This is a genomic window from Streptomyces sp. CB01881 (genome assembly GCF_002953255.1).
GTDB lineage: Bacteria > Actinomycetota > Actinomycetes > Streptomycetales > Streptomycetaceae > Kitasatospora.
In genome coordinates this window covers 44,542-62,326 of the sequence record NZ_CP026498.1, presented here as the reverse complement: position 1 = coordinate 62,326, position 17,785 = coordinate 44,542, and the positions used below count along the sequence as shown (strand labels likewise).

Sequence of the window (17,785 nt, the reverse complement as noted above, 5' to 3'; positions counted from 1 at the left end):
GGCGGTCAGTGCCCGCGCGGGCCCGGGGAGAGTTCGGTGAGGGCGCGGTCGAGCATGTCGGCGAAGAAGTCGGCGGCCGCGCGGTCGATGCACAGCGGCGGCTTGATTTTGAGGACGTTGAGGTGGTCCCCGGTGGGCTGGACGACGACGCCCAGTTCGAGCATCCGGTCGCAGAGCTCCGCCGTCTCCTCGGGGGCGGGTTCGAGGGTGACGCGGTCGCGGACGAGCTCGACGCCCAGGTAGAGGCCCGCGCCGTGGACGGCGCCGATGACGGGGTGGCGGTCCGCGAGGGCCCGGAGCCGGTCGCGCAGGTGGGTGCCGACGCGCAGCGCGTTGCCCTGGAGGTCCTCGTCCCGCAGGGTGTCGAGGACGGTGAGGCCGGCGATGCTGGAGACGGGGCTGCCCCCGGTGGAGGAGAAGAAGTAGCCCTGGTCGCGGTAGCGGTCGGCGACCGCCCGCGAGGTGATGACGGCGCCCAGCGGGTGGCCGTTGCCCATGGCCTTGGCCACCGTCACGATGTCGGGCACCACGCCCTGCTGCTCGAACCCCCAGAACCAGCTGCCGAGCCGGCCGTACCCGACCTGGATCTCGTCCGCGATCGTCAGACCGCCGTGGCGCCGCACCGCCGCGTACACCTGCCGGAGGTAGCCGTCGGGCAGGGCCACCGCTCCGGCGTTGCCGTAGAAGGACTCCGAGACGAAGGCGCCGGGTGCCCGGCCGGACGCCGCGAGGTCGTCGACGACCCGCACCGCGTCGCCCGCGTACGCGGTGGCGTCGGTGCCGCGGTGACGACCGCGGTACGGGTTGGGCGAGTCCACGGTGTGGACCCAGGCCGGGCGGCTGGTCAGCGCGTTGGGATTGTCGGCCACCGAGGTGGAGACGGCGTCCGAGGCGTACGTCCAGCCGTGGTAGGCCTCGCGGAGCGCCACGACGTCGTGGCGGCCGGTGGCACCGATGGCCAGCCGCAGGGCCAGGTCGACCGCCTCGGAGCCCGAGTTGACCAGGAACACCGTGTCGAGCGGTTCGGGCAGCAGGGCGGCCAGCCGCTCGGTGAACTCCACCACCGAGGCGTAGTGGAACCGCGAGTTGGTGTTCAGCCGTCGCAACTGCCGGGACACGGCCTGCTCCACGCGCGGGTGCGCATGGCCGAGCGGCGTGACGTTGTTGACGATGTCGAGGTAGACCCGGCCGTCGGTGGACACCAGGTGGTGCCGCCAGCCGCGTTCGATGCGCGGCGGGTCGTCGTAGTAGTGCTCCTGCACGCCGGCGAAGGAGGCGTCGCGCCGGCCGAGCAGCTCCGCCGACGAGGTTGTGCCGGTGGTGGCCGGCAGGCCGAGGAGTCCGGCGGGATCGGCGGTCAGGGCGAGCCAGCCGGCCGCGTACTCGGGCCGCACCAGGGCGGGCACCTCGGGGCTCTGCCGGCGCCGCAGCGCGAGGTGCACGCGCGTCCCGGCGGGCAGGGCCGCCAGCGGGTCGCCGGCACGCAGGGGTTCGCCGGCGCGCACCCCGGGGGCGGCCGGGCCGTCCCAGGAGACGTCCAGCAGGTGGAGGCCGCAGCCGATGGTCGCCCGGCCGGGCGAGGCGGCGAGCACCTCGCCGTCGCGGGGCGCCTGGAGGCCGGCCGCGCCGCCCAACCAGAGGTCGACCCCCGTCGCGACGGTCGCGGGGGAGTCGGCGGACAACGGGGTGGCGGCGGTGAGCCGCGGCCGACCGTACCGGGTCGCGACGGCGGCGCTGCCCTGGGCGAGCAGGTCGGCCGCGAGCCGGCCCTCGGCGCCGGCCTCCAGCCAGGCGCCGTGGTCCATGGCGTCGGCCTCCGTCGACAGGTCGAGCAGGGCGATCCCGTCCGGGGCGAGGCCCGGCACCAGCGGACGGCCGACGGGTAGCGAGGGGGCCGGTCGCGAGGGGAGGCCGAGCGCGTCGGCGACCAGGCCCGCCATCACCGCGGACGGCACCGAGACGGCCTGCTCGAAGATCCGCCACTCGCCGGCGAGTGCCGCGTTGACGTAGGCGTTGTCGCCGTCGATGTCGGCCTGCTGGCGGCCGCTGACGACCAGCGCGGCCGCCCGCAGCACGACCAGCGGCCACAGCGCCGCCGCCTCCTCGGCGAACAGCGGGCGCACGGCGTGGAAGGCCCGCACGGCGGGCAGGACGTGGTGCGGCTCCGCGCCGACGTGGTGCAGCACGGAGGACAGGCACACGGCGAGCTCGGCGACCGCCCAACTGTGCGTCAGGTCGCCGAAGTCGATGATCCCGTCGGGGAGGCCGGCTCGGCTGCCCGGCGAGCGGACCAGGTTGTCGTCGGTGAGGTCGAGGTGCACGGCCTGCCGGGGCAGCGCGTCGCGGACCTCGCCGAGCCCCGCCCAGGCCCCGGCCGTGGCGGCCTCCACGGCGGCGCGCCGGTCCGCCTCGGCGACGTGGTGGAGCAGGCCGCCGACGACCCGGTCGGCGTACTGCGGGTCCCACTGCAGGACCCGCTCCAGCCCGGGGTGGCGGAAGTCGCGGAGCGTCGTGGCGACCCGGCCGGCGATGGAGCCCATGGCCGACACCGTCCGCGGGGACAGGTGACGGGGCCCGGAGAGGGCTCCGCCCGGCAGGAAGCGCAGCAGCCGCGCGGTGACCGGCCCGTCCTCGGTGACGACGGTGGCCACCCGCCGGGCCCCCGCGGGGTCGCGCAGGACGGTCGCCACCCGCAGCCCGGGGTGCGCCTCGGCGACCAGGTCGGCGGCGGCGTCCTGCGCCGCCGTCTCGGTCGCACTGAACGCCGGATTGGCGATCTTGAGCACGGCGACGGCCGTGCCGCCGTCGCCCTGGCGCAGCAGGAAGTTGGTGTCCTGCTGGCTGCCGAGGACGTCGGCGTGCACGGTGAGCCCGAAGTGTTCGGCGGCGATGCGGCGCGCGTCCGACCCGCTCACGCGCGGAGCGGGCAGGGCCTTGCGGGCGAAGAAGTCGACGCCGGAGGGCTGCTCGTGGGGCATGCGGGAGTCCTTGTCCTGGGTGAACGGCTCGGCGGGGAGGGAGGGGCCCGGTGCGGGCCTCAGCCCACGTCCCAGAGGAACCGGTGGGTGTGGATCCCGAAGTAGGGGAAGTTGTCGACCGCCGTGACGCCCTCGACCGGGCGCACCACGTCGTTGATGAAGTCCAGCAGCGAGGCCGGGCTGTGGCAGACGACCTCGGTGAACAGGTCGAAGGCACCCGAGGTCAGGACGGCGTAGACGACCTCGTCGTGCCGGGAGAGGGCATCGGCCACCGCCCGCGGGTCGCCGTCCACCCGGATGCCGAGCAGCGCCATGGCCTGACCGCCCATCGCCACCGGGTCGGTCACCCCGACGACCTGGACCACCTTGGCGTCGATCAGCCGCTGCAAGCGCTGCCGGGCCGCCGACGGCGACAGCCCGACCTTGGGTCCCAGCTCGGCGTAGGGGATGCGGCCGTCCGTCTGGAGCTCGCGCAGGATCGCCCGGTCGATCTCGTCCATCCCGCTCACCGCCGCACGGCGGGGTCGGGGCGGCCCGGCAGCCGACCGGCGGCCGACCCGGGGGAACGGAAGGGGTGCATGGCTGGTCCTCCGGTGTGGGGTGCAGGACGACCATACGATCGATTCACGCGTAGAGGCAATGCTTGACGCTCGAATCGTGCGTACGTCCGGACGAAACCAGCACCCTGACCCGGCGCGGCGACCGTACGAGCGGCGCCCCCCGCAGCGGGGGAACCGCCCCGCAGCGCCCCTCGCGCCGGGCCGGGGCGGCCTCAGAGGGTTGCCTGGGTCACCACGCCGACGAGCCGGAGGATGGTCCGGCCCCACGGCGAGGCGGCGATGAGTACGCCGAGCACGATGCAGAGGAAGGCCATCAACCGCTCGTCGGCCCGGCTGCGGGCCTCGGTGCGGCGGTTGAGGCGGATGAGAATGATGACGGCGAGTGCCGCCGACGTGCTGATGGTCAACGGTGTGTCCCCGTTCTGGTGACTGCGTGGGCATGTGACTGCGTGGGTGTGTGACTGCATGGGTGGGTGGGGTGTGGTGTGTGGGGGCGTGGGTGGGTGCGTGGGGCGTGGCTGCGGAGGGAGAGCCGGGCCGGATCAGTGGTGCCGACCGGGTCGGGGTGCCGGGACGCGGGGCAGCAGCTCCCAGAGCGGCCGGCCGCCGGCCGCCCAGCGGCCGAGGAGCTCGCGGTCGACCAGGACGACGTCCTGTTCCCGGCCCCACCTCACCGCCGGGCCGGTGAACCTGCCGTTGGTGACGACGACGGGCACCTGGGCCCGGTGCACCCGCTCGTTGGTGCCCACCAGCGCGTACAGCACGCCGACGCCGACCGCCGAGCCGCCGGCCGGGTCCTGTTTGTGCTTGCACTGGAGGACCCAGCGGCGGCCCAGCGGGTCCGTCGCCAGGACGTCCGCGCTCTGGTCGCCGCCGCCGCCCACCTGCTCCGCGCGGCACCCGTCGCGGCGCAGGAGGTCCCGTACAGCGAACTCGAAGGCCCGGTGCCCCAGCTGGTCGAGGCCGCCCGGCCCCGTCAGCGCGAGCCGCAGCCGGCGCCGCCGCTCGCGCGCCGCGGCCGCCCGGGCCAGTCGGCCCCGGACCACCGCCACGCCGACGGCCGCACCGGCCGCCGACAGGAGCAGCGGCAACCACCAGTGCGCGAACAGCCACCGGAGCAACGCCGGCACGAGGCCGACGACGACCACGGCGCCGCACAGCAACAGGACGAGAGACTCACCACCGCTGTTCTTTCCCGGCCGTCCCCGACGTGCCGGCGGCCTGCGTGATCCCACCCGGTCCCCTCCGACTCGGTTGCCAGACGAAGGACCCCATGACACCAGCCGCCACGGCCGGCACAGCAGACGCGTACGGGAGCACACCGGCGGCGCCCGTCGGCGTTCTCCCGCCGGTCATCGGTAGCCGTCCGCCGGTCGTCCGCCCTCAGTCGGTCTGCGTCCCGGACCGGGCGGGCCACACGGCGCGCGGGCCCGTGACGCCGGCGCCGAGGGCGGTGACGCGGGCGCGCAGGCCACGGTCCGCGGTGACGACAAGGCAGTCCCGCTGTGGCCGACGGGCCAGGGCGTCCCCGACGATCCCGACGATCCGGTCGTCGCCGCTGCCGGCCGCGGCGACGACCTCGACCCCGGGGACTCCCGTGACCCCGCGCGCGGCGCCCTCCACGACCAGGACCACCTCCAGCGGTCCGCCGCGGTACCGTTCCGGCGCGCCGCCGTGGTCCGCGAGCCCCCTCCGCGCGACGTGCGCCAGCGCGTCCCGCAGCCGTTCCGCCGCCCCCTGCCGGTCCCGCCACCACCCGTCGGGCACCGAACCCACCACATTGGCGGCGTCCACCACCAGCAGCGGCATCCGCCCGCCGGGCCCGCCCGCATCGTTCGCGCTCATGGCCCGCAAGCCTGCCACGCCGCGCCCGTCCGCTCGGCGCCCGTCCGTTCGGCGTCCGTCCACGCCGCGCCCGTCCACGTGGCGCGCGGCCCGGGTACCGGGGGCCGCCGCCGTTGTCGGTGCCGCAGGCTAGCTTTGCCCCCACTGAGCGCGGACGAAGGGGAGAGCGGTCATGGGCGGCAGTACGTGGGAGTACGTCACACCGTATCGGGGGAGCGTGGAGGCCACCCTGGATGCCCTCCACGAAGAGGTCTTCCAGGAGCTCTACGGCGACGGCGCCATGTTTGGCAGCCGCGCCGAGCTCTACGCCGACGAGCAGTACATGGCCGAGGCGGGCACGCACTCGATCCTGGACGTGCGGCACGTCGTCGCCACGACCGAACCCCCGGGCATGGGCAGCGGCGCGGACTACGGGACGCTGCGCCCCCTGGCCCCCGAGCGGCTGGTGCACCACTTCGGCACCGAGCGCCCGACCGTCGAGCAGTACGAGGCCGCGACGGCCCGCGCCCACGAGGCCCTCCTGCGCTGGACCCCGGGCCCGGACACGACGCTCAACGGTGAGCACACCATGCGCTGGACCGGCCGCTACGTGCTCCTCCACACCGACGGCCGGCCCACCCACGTCGGGATCTTCGGCTCCTCCGGGGACTGACCCCCGCCCCCGTCCGGACACCACACGGACGAGGACGAGGACGGTGACACGGGCACGGACGCGGGCGGGGCCGGCGGGATCACGCGCCGGTGCGTACGGTCCGCACGGCCGGGGGTTCGGCGGGGCGGCCCGCCGGGCCCGGTCCGCCCTCCCGCGGCGTTCCTGCGCGCCGGGGCGCGAGCAGCGCCGAGACGATGCCGACGACCGCCAGGCCCGCGCCGACCCCGAGGGCGGGTCTGAAGGCGTCGACGAAGGCGTCGGGCGAGCCGTAGACGGCCGGCCCGGTGAAGATCGCCGCGAGGACGGCGACACCGAAGACGCCGCCGAGTTCCCGGATGGCGCTGTTCGTCCCGGACGCGACCCCGGCCTCCTGCTGTGGCACGGAGCCCATCACCGCGTTGGCGACGGTCGGGAAGCACATCGACGTTCCGACCCCGGCCACCGTGAGGGCGACGCTCAGCTGGGCGTACCCCATGCCCGGGGCGGCGATCGCGGCGACCCAGCCGAGTCCGGCCGCCTGCAGTGCCAGCCCCGCGGCCATGAAGGGGCGGTTGCCGAAGCGCTCGGACAGGGCGCCCGCGATGGGCGCGACCACCATGGGGGTCGCCGTCCAGGGGAGGATCCACAGGCCCGCGGCGAGCGGAGAGTTGCCGAGCCCGATCTGCAGGAACTGCGACATCAGGAAGAGCGCGCCGAACAGCGAGGCGTACATGAAGAAACTGACGCCGTTCGCCGTGGAGAAGGCGCGCAGACGGAACAGGCCGAGCGGGAGCATGGGGTTGCGGGCCCGCCGCTGCCAGGCGAGGAAGCCGGTCACCAGGGCCGTCCCGGCCAGCAGCGAGAGGAGCACCTCGGCGCTGCCCCAGCCGACCGTGCTCGCCCGGACCAGCCCCCAGGTCAGGCCCAGGAAGCCCGTACCGGCCAGGGCGAGGCCGACGGGGTCGAGGCGCGGTCTGGGGCCGAAGCTCTCGGTCAGCCGGCGCAGCGCGAGCGGGGCCAGGGCGAGCCCGACGGGGACGTTGAGCCAGAAGATCCACTGCCAGGCGAGGCCGTTGGTGATGGCCCCGCCGACGACCGGTCCCATCGCGACCGCCAGACCGGCGATGCCGCCCCAGAGCCCGATGGCCATCCCGCGCTTCTCGGCCGGGAAGGCCTGGCTGATCAGGGTGAGCGTCAGGGGCATCACGATCGCCGCGAAGCCGCCCTGCACCGCGCGGGCGGCGATCAGGGCTCCGACGGAGCCGGACATGGCGGCCGCCGCCGAGGCGACGGCGAAGCCGAGGACTCCGATGGCGTACACGCGCCGCCTGCCGAACCTGTCGCCGAGCGCGGCGCCGGTCAGCAGCAGGCACGCGAAGGCCAGGTTGTAGGCGTTCACCGTCCATTCGAGGTCGGTGAGCTTCGCGCCCAGGTCGGCTCTGAGTACGGGCAGGGCGGTCGTCACCACCAGGGTGTCGAGGGCGACCATGAACAACCCGAGGGAGGCCAGCACCAGGGTCCACGCCTGGTGGGGCCGGGCCGCGGCGGGCGCGCGGGGGAAGTCGTCGTGAGACATGGGGTCCACATCCTCTGCGGATCGGGGAACGGGTTTCCGGTCTCACTCCTTCGACGGACGGAAGGAGGCCGGATCGACACCGGCCGCAGGAAGATGACCCCGAGGGCGCTGTCGATCCCGGCGGGTGCCGCACGTCGTACGAGTGGAGGGCCCGGACGGCGGGCCCGAGCGAGAGGGGAGCACACCATGGCGCAGTACCTGATCCTGATCTACGGGGACGAGGCCTCCTGGGCCGCCGCCCCGCAGGAGACCCTGGCCGAGGTGCACGAGGACCACCGCGCCTTCCAGGAACGCAACGCGACGGCCGTCCTCGGCGGCAACGCCCTGCACTTCACCGAGACGGCCACCTCCGTCCGCAAGGACGGGTCGGGCGGCTTCGCCGTCACGGACGGGCCCTTCGCCGAGACGAAGGAGGCGCTCGGCGGCTACTACCTGGTGGAGGCCGCGGACCTCGACGAGGCCATCGGCCTGGCCAAGCAGGTCCCGCTCCACTTCGGCGGCGGCGTCGAGGTGCGTCCCGTCCGGGTGATCGACTGACGGAGGCCGCCGATGGCCACGGACCCGGTGGTCGCCGCCGCGGTCGCGGACGCGCACCGTCGCGAGTGGGCCTTCGTGCTCGCCGCGACCGCGCGCGTCACCCGCGACCTCGACCTGGCGGAGGAGTGCGTGCAGGACGCGTACGCGAAGGCGCTGACGGTGTGGGGCGAGCGCGGCATCCCGCAGCGCCCCGGGGCGTGGCTCACCACGACCGCCCGCAACCGCGCACTGGACGGGCTGCGGCGCGACGCGACCCTGCGCCGGTCGCTGCCGCAGCTCCTCGACCCCGCCGCCCACCCGGCCGCCGATCCTGCCGACGGCCCCGCACCGGAGCCGTCGCCGACGGAGGAGTACCCCGACGACCGGCTGCGGCTGATCTTCACCTGCTGTCACCCGGCCCTCGCCGAGGAGGCCAAGGTCGCACTGACCCTCCGGTTGCTGTGCGGCCTCACCACCGCCGAGGTGGCCAGCGCCTTCCTCGTCAGCGAGCCGGCCATGGCCGCCCGGATCACCCGCGCCAAGAAGAAGATCGCCACCGCGCGCATCCCCTACCGGGTACCGCCCGCCGACGAACTGCCCGAGCGCATCGACGCCGTCCTCACCGTGGTGCACCTGCTCTTCACCACCGGGCACACCGCCCCGGCCGGCGACGACCTCGTCCGCCGCGACCTCGTGGAACGGGCCCTCGACCTGGCCCGGATGCTGCGCACCCTGCTGCCCGGGGACTCCGGGGTCGCCGGGCTGCTGGCGCTGATCCTGCTGACCGACGCCCGCCGCGAGGCCCGTTCGGCCGACGACGGCCGGCTGCTCCTGCTCGCCGAACAGGACCGCACGCGGTGGGACGGCGCCGCGATCGAGGAAGGCCTCGCGCTCGTCCGCGAGGCCCTGCGCCCGAGGCCCCCGGGGCGGTTCGCGCTGATGGCGGCCATCGCCGCCGTCCACGCCGGGTCGCCGAGCTGGCAGGAGACCGACTGGCGGGAGGTCGTCGCCCTCTACGACCTGCTGGTCCGGATCTGGCCGTCACCGGTGGTGGCCCTCAACCGGGCGGTGGCGATGGGCTTCGCCGACGGCCCGGCCGCCGGACTGGCGGCACTCGACGCGCTCGCCACCGAACCGCAGCTCGCCGGCTACGGCTACCTCGCCGCCGCCCGCGCCGACCTCCTGCGCCGGCTCCACCGCACCGAGGAGGCGCGGCTCGCCTACCAGGAGGCGCTGCTGCTGACGGAGAACACCGTCGAGCGCGACTTCCTGACCGGCCGCCTCCGGCAGCTGGGGCCGCGCGAGGGCGGCTGAGCCGGTGGCCCCGCCGGAGCAGCCGCCGGGGGAGCGCCCGTCCGGCCCCTGGGCGCCCGTCCCGGCCCCTGGCCGCCCGGTCTGCGGGCCGGGCGCCTTCTTGTGGTGACGGGGCGGCGGCAGGAGGAGAGTGGAAGGCGGCGCGATCGCGGACGGCGGCCAGCAGGGGGAGTGATCGGGAGGTCTGCGATGACCTTTGTACAGATCGTCGAGTGCCGCACGGAGCGGCCGGACGAGCTCAACCGGCTGATGGACACCTGGATCGAGCAGACCCAGGGCAGGCGCACCGCCACCCACGCGATGGTGGGTGCGGACCGGGCGGACGCCCAGCACATCGTGGAGATCGTCGAGTTCCCGTCCTACGAGGCGGCGATGCGCAACTCCGGGCTGCCGGAGACCGACCGGATCTTCCGCGAGATGGTCGCGCTCTGTCAGGAGCCGCCGACCTTCACCAACCTGGACCTGGTCCGCGACGAGCAGCTCCAGAAGGCCGCGGCCCGCCGGCTCCTGGTCGACCCCGCGAGCGGGGACATGTCCGCACTCGACGAGCTGCTCGCGCCGGACTACCGCGACCACGACCCGTCGATGGACGGCGACACGGTCGGCCCGGCGGCCGTACGGCAGATGATCGAGGGCTACCGGACGGCCTTCGACTTCACCTTCGACATCCAGGCCCAGATCGCCGAGGGCGACCAGGTGGCGACCCGCTGGGTCTGGCGCGGCACCCACATCGGGGAGTTCATGGGCATGCCGGCCAGCAACAAGACCATCGAGGCCGCCGGGATGACGGTGTTCCGCTTCGAGGACGGCATGGTCAAGGAGGGCTGGTGGAGCTGGGACGGCGTCGGAATGATGCGGCAGATGGGCATGATGCCCGGCTGACCGTTCCTCCGCGTCGCGCCGGCCGTGCGCCCGCCGGTGCCACCTCGGGACGGGCCCTGCCACCTGCGGGGTCGTGATCGCCGCCACGGAAGTGCCGGCGGACGACCGTCCGCCGGCCCTGCCACCTGCGGCGTCAGCCCGCTGTTCCGTACCTGAGTCCGTCCAGGACGAGGTCGAGGAGCCGTTCGGCCTGCTCGCGCTGTTCGGGCCTTCCCGAGGCGAGGGCGACACCGGTGAGGGCCGCGAACATGTCGCCCGCGCTGATGTCGGACCGGATCGTCCCGGCGGCGGTTGCGGCGTCCAGGAGCGAGGTGAGGGCGGTCATCATCAGCTCGCGGCTGTGGGCGTAGGGGTTGACGCCGGAGTCGACGACGGCGCGAAGGGCCTCGGCCATCCCCAGTTTCGCCGTTGCGTAGTCGATGAAGCGTCCCATCCAGGCGCGGAGCGCCTCACGCGGCGGCATGGCCGCCAGGAGGTCGGGGGCGGCGTCGCACAGTCGGCTCAGTTCGTTGCGGTAGGCGGCCTCGATCAGCGCCTCCCGGGTCGGGAAGTTCCGGTAGAGGGTGCCGGAGCCCACGCCTGCCTCCTTGGCGATGCGTTCGAGGTGCGCGTCCAGCCCCTCCTCGGCGAAGACGCGCACGGCCACGGAGAGGATCTTCTCCCGGTTGCGCCGCGCGTCGGCCCGCAGCGGCCGTCCGGTGCCGGTGGTCATGGGGGCTCCTTCGTCGTTGGTGCACTTGCTAAGTGGAGGCGCCTCCGCTTAAATCCCAGAACCGGGGGCGCCTCCACTTATTGAGTGTAAGGCGCATCCCGCCGGCGTCCGTGCGGTGCGGGCGCATTCACCCTGAGGAGAGAACGATGGGATTCCCGCTCGAAGGCAAGGTCGCTGTGATCACCGGGGGCGCATCCGGCGTCGGCCTGGGAATCGCCCGGGAATTCGTGGACCAGGGCGCCCGCGTGGTCATCACCGACCTGCACCGGGGTGCACTGGACGAGGCGGTCGCCACGATCGGCCCGAACTGCTCCGGCATCGTGGCCGACGTCACCAGGCTTGCGGACATGGAGGCGGCGTACCAGGAGGTCATCGCACGGCACGGGCGCCTCGACGCCGTCGTGGCCAACGCCGGCATCGGCGCACACGCCCCGCTCGGCGCCATCACCGAGGAGCAGTTCGACCGGACCTTCGGCGTCAACGCGAAGGGCGTCCTGTTCACCGTCCAGCCGACGATCGCGCTGCTGCCGCCCGGCGGCACGGTCGTCATCATCGGGTCGACCGCGTCCATCCAGCCCCCGGCCGGCATGGGCCTGTACGGCGGCGCCAAGGCCGCGGTGCGCGCCTTCATCCGGTCCTGGATCCAGGACATCAAGGGCACCGGCATCCGCATGAACGTCCTCAGCCCCGGCGCCGTCGACACCGAGTCCCTGCGGAGCGCCCTCGCCATGGCGCAGGGCGCCGACGCCGTCCCCGCCGCGGTACGGAGGATGGGCGAGGGCAATCCCACCGGGCGGATCGCCGACCCCCGCGAGATGGGCAAGGCCGCGGCCTTCCTCTCCGGCGACGCCTCCAGCTTCATCACCGGAGTCGAGCTCTTCGTCGACGGCGGCATGGCACAGGTCTGAGGCATGGCGCAGGTCCGAGGTGTGACGCAGGTCCGAGGCGTGACGCAGGTCCGGGGCCGCGGGCCGGGCGCCGCCCGCTCCGTGCCGCTTCGGGGGCTCCCGCCGAGTCGGCTGCACTTGTTAGCTACTTAGCCAAGGTGCTAAATATGAGGGCGTGACAGAAGCTCAGGACGACGCGGGCGTCTTCCGCGCACTCGCCGACCCGACCAGGCGTCAGATCCTGGAGGACCTCCGGGGCGGGGAGCTGGCAGCCGGCGAGATCGCGGCCCGGTTCCCGATCAGCGCACCCTCCGTCTCCCGCCACCTCGGCGTGCTCAAGGGGGCCGGGCTGATCACCGAACGCCGGGACGGCAACCGCATCCTCTACTCGCTCGTCGAGGAGCGCCTGGCGACCTCCGTCGGCCGCTTCCTCAGCGCCGTCTGCCCCGAGCAGATCGTGCTGCGCCACACCAAGTGGCGCTCAGGTGCTCAGAAGGAGGGGGCATGAGACAACCGAACCTGTCCAGCGTCGTCGAACGCCGGCTGCTGGTGAACTACCGGATCGCCCCGGAGGCCGCCGCCCGCCTGCTCCCCGGCGGGCTGCGCCCGCAGCTGGTGAACGGTCACGCGGTCGCGGGGATCTGCCTGCTGCGGCTGGGCGGAGTCCGGCCGGGCTGGGCGCCCCGGGCGTTCGGGCTGCGCAGCGAGAACGCGGCCCACCGGATCGCCGTCGAGTGGGACGGGCCGGACGGCACCGAGACCGGCGTCTACATCCCGCGCCGCGACACCGCCTCGCGGGTCAACGCCTGGGCCGGCGGCCGGATCTTCCCCGGGGAGTACGGCCGGGCCGACTTCGACGTCCACGAGACGGCCGACCGTGTGCACGTCGCCTTCGCGACCCGGGACGGTGCCGCCCGGGCGGACGTCACCGTCGACCTGGTCGACGAACTGCACGGCAGCAGCCTCTTCGCCGGCCTCGCGGAGGCCTCCCGCTTCTTCCAGGACGGTGCCAAGGGCTGGTCGGCCACCAGGGCGAACCACGGGCTGGACGGAATGGAGCTGCGGACCGGCGCCTGGCACGTCGAGGCGGGCCGCGTCCGCTCCGCCGCGTCGTCCTTCTTCGACGACCCGGACCGTTTTCCCCCGGGCAGTGCCACCCTCGACTGCGCCCTGGTGATGCGCAACGTCCCCGTCGCCTGGCGCCCGCTCCCGGCCATGGCCGTCGCCTGAGCCGCCCGGGTGGTCTGCACCCCCGTCCGAGCCACCTGCCGCGCCGCCCGGACGGCGGGTCAGCGCCGGGCGGGCCGGTCCCCGGCGGCCGGGTCGAGCGGCGGCCGGGTCGGGCGGCCGTCAGTGCGGGCGGCGCGGCTCGATCCGGAAATCGAAGGCCGTGGTGCCCGGGTCGAGGGCGGTGACCCCGCCGTCGACCGTGAGCACCGCGCCGTTCACGTAACCCGCCGCCGGGGACAGCAGCCAGCCGATGGCCGCCGCCACCTCCTCGGGCTCGCCGGGGCGGCCCGCCGGGGTGAGCCGGGTGGCCTCGCGGTACGCCTCGTCGACGCCGCCGGCCAGGCCTTCCCGCTCCGCGAGGCGGGTCATCGGGCGGTCCGCCATCTCGGTGCGCACCCAGCTCGGGCAGACGGTGTTGGCCCGGAGCCCGTCGCGGCCGTAGTCGACGGCGAGCGAGCGGCAGAGCTGGAGCAGGGCGGCCTTCGAGGTGGCGTACGCGGCGTTGGCGCTGCCGTTGCGCAGGGCGGAGACGGAGGCGACCGCCACGACGGCGCCCCGCGACCGCAGCAGGTGCGGCAGGGCGGCCCGCAGGAGGAGGAACGGGCCGGTGACGTTGGTGCGCATCACCAGCTCCCAGTCCTCCAGGGCGACGTCCCCCACCGCGCCGCCCCGGCCGACCCCGGCGTTGAGCACGAGCCCGTCGAGCCGGCCGAACCTGGAGACGGCGGCCTCGACGAGGGCCTCGACGTCGTCCGGGTCGGTGGCGTCGGAGACGTGGGCGACCGCACCGGTCTCGCGGGCGACGCGTTCCAGCGGCTCGGGGCGTCGGCCGGAGATCACCACGTGGTGGCCGTCGGCGCGCAGCAGTCGGGCGGTGGCCGCACCGATGCCGGTGCCGCCGCCGGTGATGACGACTACACGCTGGTCGGACATGGGGGTTCCTCCCGTGGGGCCGGTGGTGCGCAGACCATCGGATCCTATGCTTACGGGGCGTCAGGTCCGGCGTCAGGTCCGGCGTCAGGTCCAGGCCCGGCGTCCGGCGTCAGGCCCGACATCCGGAGTCCGGCCTCCCGGGCCGGAGCGGGCCCTGGCTAGGATGAGGTGACTGGACGTCACGGAGTACGGGGAGAGCTCATGCAGGACGATGCGGTGACCGGCGGGCCGTGGTCGGTGGTGGCGGGGGAGTGGCAGCCACCGGCGGAGCTCAACACCGGGATCCCGCACCCCGCGCGGATGTACGACTACTACCTCGGCGGCAAGGACAACTTCCCGGCCGACCGGGAGGCCGCCGAGAAGATCATCGAGGTCATGCCCGACGCCCGGCTCGCGGCGCAGAGCAACCGCGACTTCCTCGGCCGCGCGGTGGAGTTCGCGGTCGGCCAGGGGGTGCGCCAGTTCCTGGACATCGGCACCGGGATCCCGGCGGTGGGCAGCACCGGCGAGGTCGCCCACCGGGTGGCCCCCGACGCCCGCGTCGTGTACGTCGACAACGACCCGATCGTCCTCACGCACTCGCGCGCACTGCTGGCCCACCACCCGGTCGGTCACACCACGGTCCTTCACGCCGACCTGCGCGACCCGGAGGCGATACTCGGCGACCCCGGCCTGAAGGAGGCGATCGACCTCTCCCGGCCGGTGGCCCTGATGCTGGTCGCGGTGATGCACTTCGTCCGGGACGAGGAGGGCGCCGCCGAGACGGTGGCCCGGCTGCGGGACGCCCTGGCCCCGGGCAGCCTGCTGATCCTCTCGCACGGGACCCAGGACTTCATGACGGCCGATGCGGCGGCCGAGACGACGCGGATCTACAGCCGGGCGAGCTCCCCGCTGGTCCTGCGGACCGGCGACCAGGTGCGGGAGCTCTTCGGCGACTTCGAGCTGGCCGACCCCGGGCTGGTGCAACTGCCGCTGTGGCGCCCGAAGGAGGAGCTGCCGGACGGCTGGCAGCAGGCGGTCCCCGCCTACGCCGGAGTCGCCGTCAAGCGGTGACCGCAGGGCGCCGCGGTGCCGCCGCCCCGCGCCCCGGTGCCATGCCCCGGGCCCGGCGGCAACGCCGGTCGCCGCGCCGCACCGTCCCCACGGGAGACGCGGAGACGACGAAGGGCCCGGCAGGCCGGGCCCTTCGCCTGCGGGTCGTCAGTCCGTGCCGGACTCCATGGCGGCGCGGTCGAGCAGCGCGTCGTCACCGGAGACCTCGCCGCGGGAGGCGATGGCCTGGGCGCCGCCCTGCGGCATGGCGCCGATCAGCCCGGTCGCGGCGGCCTGGGCGGCACCGACGGCGGGGTTGGCGGAGCCGATCAGGCCGAGCCCGGCGTACTGCTCCAGCTTGGCGCGCGAGTCGGCGATGTCGAGGTTGCGCATGGTGAGCTGGCCGATCCGGTCCACCGGGCCGAACGCCGAGTCCTCGGTGCGCTCCATGGATAGCTTGTCCGGGTGGTAGCTGAAGGCCGGGCCGGTGGTGTCGAGGATCGAGTAGTCCTCGCCGCGCCGCAGCCGCAGCGTGACCTCGCCGGTGACGGCCGTGCCGACCCAGCGCTGGAGCGACTCACGGATCATCAGGGCCTGCGGGTCGAGCCAGCGGCCCTCGTACATCAGCCGGCCGAGGCGGCGACCCTCGTTGTGGTACTGGGCGAGGGTGTCCTCGTTGTGGATCGCGTTGACCAGCCGCTCGTAGGCCGCGTGCAGCAGGGCCATGCCGGGCGCCTCGTAGATGCCGCGGCTCTTGGCCTCGATGATCCGGTTCTCGATCTGGTCCGACATGCCCAGGCCGTGGCGGCCGCCGATGGCGTTCGCCTCCATCACCAGGTCGACCGGGGAGGCGAAGGTCTTGCCGTTGATCGTGACGGGGCGGCCCTGGTCGAAGCCGATGGTCACGTCCTCGGTCGCGATCTCGACCGACGGGTCCCAGAACCGCACGCCCATGATCGGGTCGACCGTCTCGACACCGGTGTTCAGGTGCTCCAGCGTCTTGGCCTCGTGGGTGGCGCCCCAGATGTTGGCGTCGGTGGAGTAGGCCTTCTCGGTGCTGTCGCGGTAGGGCAGGTCGTGGGCGAGGAGCCACTCCGACATTTCCTTGCGGCCGCCGAGCTCGGTCACGAAGTCCGCGTCCAGCCAGGGCTTGTAGATCCGCAGGTGCGGGTTGGCGAGGAGGCCGTAGCGGTAGAACCGCTCGATGTCGTTGCCCTTGAAGGTTGAGCCGTCGCCCCAGATCTGGACGTCGTCCTCCAGCATCGCCCGGACCAGGAGGGTCCCGGTGACGGCACGGCCGAGCGGCGTGGTGTTGAAGTAGGAGCGGCCGCCGGAGCGGATGTGGAACGCGCCGCAGGTGAGCGCGGCCAGGCCCTCCTCGACCAGCGCCGCACGGCAGTCGACCAGACGCGCGAGCTCGGCGCCGTAGGCCTTCGCACGGCCGGGAACCGACGCGATGTCGGGCTCGTCGTACTGGCCGATGTCGGCGGTGTAGGTGCAGGGGACGGCGCCCTTGTCGCGCATCCACGCGACCGCGACCGAAGTGTCGAGGCCGCCGGAGAAGGCGATGCCGACGCGCTCGCCGGCGGGAAGGGAGGTGAGGACCTTGGACATGGGAAGAGTATGCATCATGTCGCATGGTCATGCAAGCGGCTCCGTGTTCCTCCCTCACGGCTGGCCTGAAGGCCCGGCCGGCCCGTCTCCGCCGCCGTCACTGCGGTGGAGCCGGGGGCGGATTCGATGGCGGCGTCGAGGGCCGGGCGTCGGTGGGCCGGCCGGCGATGGCGTCGTAGACCCTGATCCGCAGCGTGCGCCGCCAGCCCTCGCGTTCCTCCCGCGCGACGGCGCGGCCGGCCTTGCGGCTGCCCTCGCGGTAGAACCGGCGGGCCCACGGCGACCCCGGCTGGGCCAGCCGCACGGCGCCGACCAGGGCGAACAGGGGCACCAGGATGCCGAGCAGGCCGGTGAACGTCTTCCCCTTGGCGATCGTCACCAGGGCGAGCGCCCCGTTGAGGAGGATGGCGGTGACGTAGGACCAGTCGGAGACCGGTGCGCCGTCGGTCGAGGCGTCGCTCACGCCGAACGGGGTGGCGCCGAGGAGCAGCAGCCCGCACGCGGCCGTGCCGAGGACCACGGTGTCCACCGAGAGCCGGCCCTGTTCGGACCAGTAGACGTCCTGCAGGTGCAGGATCAGCGCGAACTCGTCCAGCACGAGCGCGGTGCCGATGCCGAACAGCGCACCGAGTACCTCGCCCCAGGGGCGGTGGTGCCCCGCCGGCGAGGCCAGCCCCATCCCCGCCACGATCATGAAGACGGCACCGAACACCACGTGGTGGATGTGCAGCCCGCCGGGTGTCACGTTCTGCGGCCACCAGGACACCTGCGCCCGGATCATCCGGACGCTGATCCTGATGAACAGGAACGCCCCGATCAGGCCGAGCAGGAGGCAGAACAGGGGCTGCTTCCCAGGGTCCAGGATCTCTCGGTGGTACCAGTCCGGCGTCGCCATGCCGACATCGTGGCACCGCGGTGGCGCGGAGCCCGCCGACCGCAGGGCGCATCACCCCCGGACGGCGGTACGGCCTTCCCGGGACGCGCCCGCGCGACGCCTGTCGGGTCCCGCGCCGTCCGGTGCCCTGCCCGCCGTCCGGACCTCTCCCGGTCGCCCGGGCGAGTGAACCGGCGCTGC

18 protein-coding genes are annotated in these 17,785 nt (G+C 74.1%); 8 read left to right on the top strand and 10 right to left on the bottom strand.

Going from position 1 to position 17,785, the window contains the following annotated elements; genetic code table 11:
* Window positions 1-5 precede the first annotated feature (5 nt).
* From C2142_RS00305 to C2142_RS00285, 5 genes are all read right to left on the bottom strand, one after another.
* On the bottom strand, window positions 6-2,978 hold the full coding sequence (locus C2142_RS00305) for an aminotransferase (protein WP_148640503.1): 2,973 nt from the start codon (window positions 2,976-2,978) through the stop codon (window positions 6-8).
* A 59-nt stretch (window positions 2,979-3,037) separates the two neighbouring features.
* A complete protein-coding gene (locus tag C2142_RS00300; protein ID WP_148640502.1) occupies window positions 3,038-3,478 on the bottom strand; it encodes an Lrp/AsnC family transcriptional regulator in 441 nt (146 codons plus the stop codon).
* A 272-nt stretch (window positions 3,479-3,750) separates the two neighbouring features.
* A complete protein-coding gene (locus tag C2142_RS00295; protein ID WP_241002288.1) occupies window positions 3,751-3,945 on the bottom strand; it encodes a hypothetical protein in 195 nt (64 codons plus the stop codon).
* A gap of 135 nt (window positions 3,946-4,080) precedes the next feature.
* Entirely contained in the window at window positions 4,081-4,701 is a 621-nt protein-coding gene (locus C2142_RS00290) for a restriction endonuclease (RefSeq protein ID WP_346766352.1), read from the bottom strand.
* Window positions 4,702-4,921: 220 nt separating this feature from the next.
* Complete coding sequence (locus C2142_RS00285) at window positions 4,922-5,383, bottom strand: NTP pyrophosphohydrolase (protein WP_174315563.1); 462 nt, start codon at window positions 5,381-5,383, stop codon at window positions 4,922-4,924.
* Between the two features lie 172 nt (window positions 5,384-5,555).
* Between C2142_RS00285 and C2142_RS00280 the strand changes: the two genes are divergently transcribed.
* Window positions 5,556-6,035 (top strand): hypothetical protein, encoded by a 480-nt coding sequence (locus tag C2142_RS00280; RefSeq protein WP_148640499.1) that lies wholly within the window; start codon window positions 5,556-5,558, stop codon window positions 6,033-6,035.
* Between the two features lie 79 nt (window positions 6,036-6,114).
* Here C2142_RS00280 and C2142_RS00275 read toward each other — a convergent pair whose 3' ends face one another.
* Window positions 6,115-7,590, bottom strand: a complete 1,476-nt coding sequence (locus tag C2142_RS00275) for an MFS transporter (protein WP_148640498.1) — start codon at window positions 7,588-7,590, stop codon at window positions 6,115-6,117.
* A gap of 186 nt (window positions 7,591-7,776) precedes the next feature.
* On the opposite strand from C2142_RS00275, the gene C2142_RS00270 reads away from it, so the two are divergent.
* From C2142_RS00270 to C2142_RS00260, 3 genes are all read left to right on the top strand, one after another.
* Window positions 7,777-8,127 carry a YciI family protein gene (locus C2142_RS00270; protein WP_148640497.1) on the top strand — a complete coding sequence of 117 codons (351 nt, stop codon included), beginning with the start codon at window positions 7,777-7,779 and terminating at the stop codon, window positions 8,125-8,127.
* 12 nt (window positions 8,128-8,139) lie between these two features.
* Window positions 8,140-9,420, top strand: a complete 1,281-nt coding sequence (locus C2142_RS00265) for a sigma-70 family RNA polymerase sigma factor (protein WP_148640496.1) — start codon at window positions 8,140-8,142, stop codon at window positions 9,418-9,420.
* 189 nt (window positions 9,421-9,609) lie between these two features.
* The gene (locus tag C2142_RS00260; RefSeq protein WP_148640495.1) at window positions 9,610-10,302 is read left to right on the top strand and encodes an ester cyclase; all 693 of its coding nucleotides are present in this window, start codon (window positions 9,610-9,612) and stop codon (window positions 10,300-10,302) included.
* Window positions 10,303-10,435: 133 nt separating this feature from the next.
* Here C2142_RS00260 and C2142_RS00255 read toward each other — a convergent pair whose 3' ends face one another.
* The gene (locus C2142_RS00255; protein WP_148640494.1) at window positions 10,436-11,014 is read right to left on the bottom strand and encodes a TetR/AcrR family transcriptional regulator; all 579 of its coding nucleotides are present in this window, start codon (window positions 11,012-11,014) and stop codon (window positions 10,436-10,438) included.
* A 146-nt stretch (window positions 11,015-11,160) separates the two neighbouring features.
* Between C2142_RS00255 and C2142_RS00250 the strand changes: the two genes are divergently transcribed.
* The 3 genes from C2142_RS00250 to C2142_RS00240 all read left to right on the top strand — a co-directional run bounded on the left by C2142_RS00250 (window position 11,161) and on the right by C2142_RS00240 (window position 13,131).
* Window positions 11,161-11,922: an SDR family oxidoreductase gene (locus tag C2142_RS00250; RefSeq protein ID WP_148640493.1), complete on the top strand. Its 762-nt coding sequence runs from the start codon at window positions 11,161-11,163 to the stop codon at window positions 11,920-11,922.
* A 154-nt stretch (window positions 11,923-12,076) separates the two neighbouring features.
* The gene (locus C2142_RS00245) at window positions 12,077-12,409 is read left to right on the top strand and encodes a metalloregulator ArsR/SmtB family transcription factor (RefSeq protein WP_148640492.1); all 333 of its coding nucleotides are present in this window, start codon (window positions 12,077-12,079) and stop codon (window positions 12,407-12,409) included.
* Window positions 12,406-13,131: a DUF2071 domain-containing protein gene (locus C2142_RS00240; protein WP_174315562.1), complete on the top strand. Its 726-nt coding sequence runs from the start codon at window positions 12,406-12,408 to the stop codon at window positions 13,129-13,131. The genes C2142_RS00245 and C2142_RS00240 overlap by 4 nt, the downstream gene beginning before the upstream one ends.
* A gap of 120 nt (window positions 13,132-13,251) precedes the next feature.
* Here the strand turns inward: C2142_RS00240 and C2142_RS00235 are convergent, their stop codons facing one another.
* Window positions 13,252-14,064, bottom strand: coding sequence for an SDR family oxidoreductase (locus C2142_RS00235; protein ID WP_148640491.1), 813 nt, complete (start codon window positions 14,062-14,064; stop codon window positions 13,252-13,254).
* A gap of 201 nt (window positions 14,065-14,265) precedes the next feature.
* On the opposite strand from C2142_RS00235, the gene C2142_RS00230 reads away from it, so the two are divergent.
* Window positions 14,266-15,117 (top strand): SAM-dependent methyltransferase, encoded by an 852-nt coding sequence (locus tag C2142_RS00230; protein WP_148640490.1) that lies wholly within the window; start codon window positions 14,266-14,268, stop codon window positions 15,115-15,117.
* A 147-nt stretch (window positions 15,118-15,264) separates the two neighbouring features.
* Here the strand turns inward: C2142_RS00230 and argG are convergent, their stop codons facing one another.
* Both argG and C2142_RS00220 read right to left on the bottom strand, forming a co-directional pair.
* Window positions 15,265-16,710 carry an argininosuccinate synthase gene (gene argG / locus C2142_RS00225; protein WP_148640489.1) on the bottom strand — a complete coding sequence of 482 codons (1,446 nt, stop codon included), beginning with the start codon at window positions 16,708-16,710 and terminating at the stop codon, window positions 15,265-15,267.
* Between the two features lie 97 nt (window positions 16,711-16,807).
* Complete coding sequence (locus tag C2142_RS00220; RefSeq protein WP_148640488.1) at window positions 16,808-17,605, bottom strand: hypothetical protein; 798 nt, start codon at window positions 17,603-17,605, stop codon at window positions 16,808-16,810.
* Window positions 17,606-17,785: the final 180 nt, after the last annotated feature.

What these genes read in the sequence shown, in the direction of transcription:
- argG (WP_148640489.1), bottom strand. Translation starts at nt 16,710, where the DNA reads ATGTCCAAGGTCCTCACCTCCCTTCCCGCCGGCGAGCGCGTCGGCATC.
- C2142_RS00305 (WP_148640503.1), bottom strand. Translation starts at nt 2,978, where the DNA reads ATGCCCCACGAGCAGCCCTCCGGCGTCGACTTCTTCGCCCGCAAGGCC.
- C2142_RS00260 (WP_148640495.1), top strand. Translation starts at nt 9,610, where the DNA reads ATGACCTTTGTACAGATCGTCGAGTGCCGCACGGAGCGGCCGGACGAG.
- C2142_RS00220 (WP_148640488.1), bottom strand. Translation starts at nt 17,605, where the DNA reads ATGGCGACGCCGGACTGGTACCACCGAGAGATCCTGGACCCTGGGAAG.
- C2142_RS00240 (WP_174315562.1), top strand. Translation starts at nt 12,406, where the DNA reads ATGAGACAACCGAACCTGTCCAGCGTCGTCGAACGCCGGCTGCTGGTG.
- C2142_RS00280 (WP_148640499.1), top strand. Translation starts at nt 5,556, where the DNA reads ATGGGCGGCAGTACGTGGGAGTACGTCACACCGTATCGGGGGAGCGTG.
- C2142_RS00270 (WP_148640497.1), top strand. Translation starts at nt 7,777, where the DNA reads ATGGCGCAGTACCTGATCCTGATCTACGGGGACGAGGCCTCCTGGGCC.
- C2142_RS00255 (WP_148640494.1), bottom strand. Translation starts at nt 11,014, where the DNA reads ATGACCACCGGCACCGGACGGCCGCTGCGGGCCGACGCGCGGCGCAAC.
- C2142_RS00285 (WP_174315563.1), bottom strand. Translation starts at nt 5,383, where the DNA reads ATGAGCGCGAACGATGCGGGCGGGCCCGGCGGGCGGATGCCGCTGCTG.
- C2142_RS00230 (WP_148640490.1), top strand. Translation starts at nt 14,266, where the DNA reads ATGCAGGACGATGCGGTGACCGGCGGGCCGTGGTCGGTGGTGGCGGGG.
- C2142_RS00235 (WP_148640491.1), bottom strand. Translation starts at nt 14,064, where the DNA reads ATGTCCGACCAGCGTGTAGTCGTCATCACCGGCGGCGGCACCGGCATC.
- C2142_RS00300 (WP_148640502.1), bottom strand. Translation starts at nt 3,478, where the DNA reads ATGGACGAGATCGACCGGGCGATCCTGCGCGAGCTCCAGACGGACGGC.
- C2142_RS00275 (WP_148640498.1), bottom strand. Translation starts at nt 7,590, where the DNA reads ATGTCTCACGACGACTTCCCCCGCGCGCCCGCCGCGGCCCGGCCCCAC.
- C2142_RS00250 (WP_148640493.1), top strand. Translation starts at nt 11,161, where the DNA reads ATGGGATTCCCGCTCGAAGGCAAGGTCGCTGTGATCACCGGGGGCGCA.
- C2142_RS00265 (WP_148640496.1), top strand. Translation starts at nt 8,140, where the DNA reads ATGGCCACGGACCCGGTGGTCGCCGCCGCGGTCGCGGACGCGCACCGT.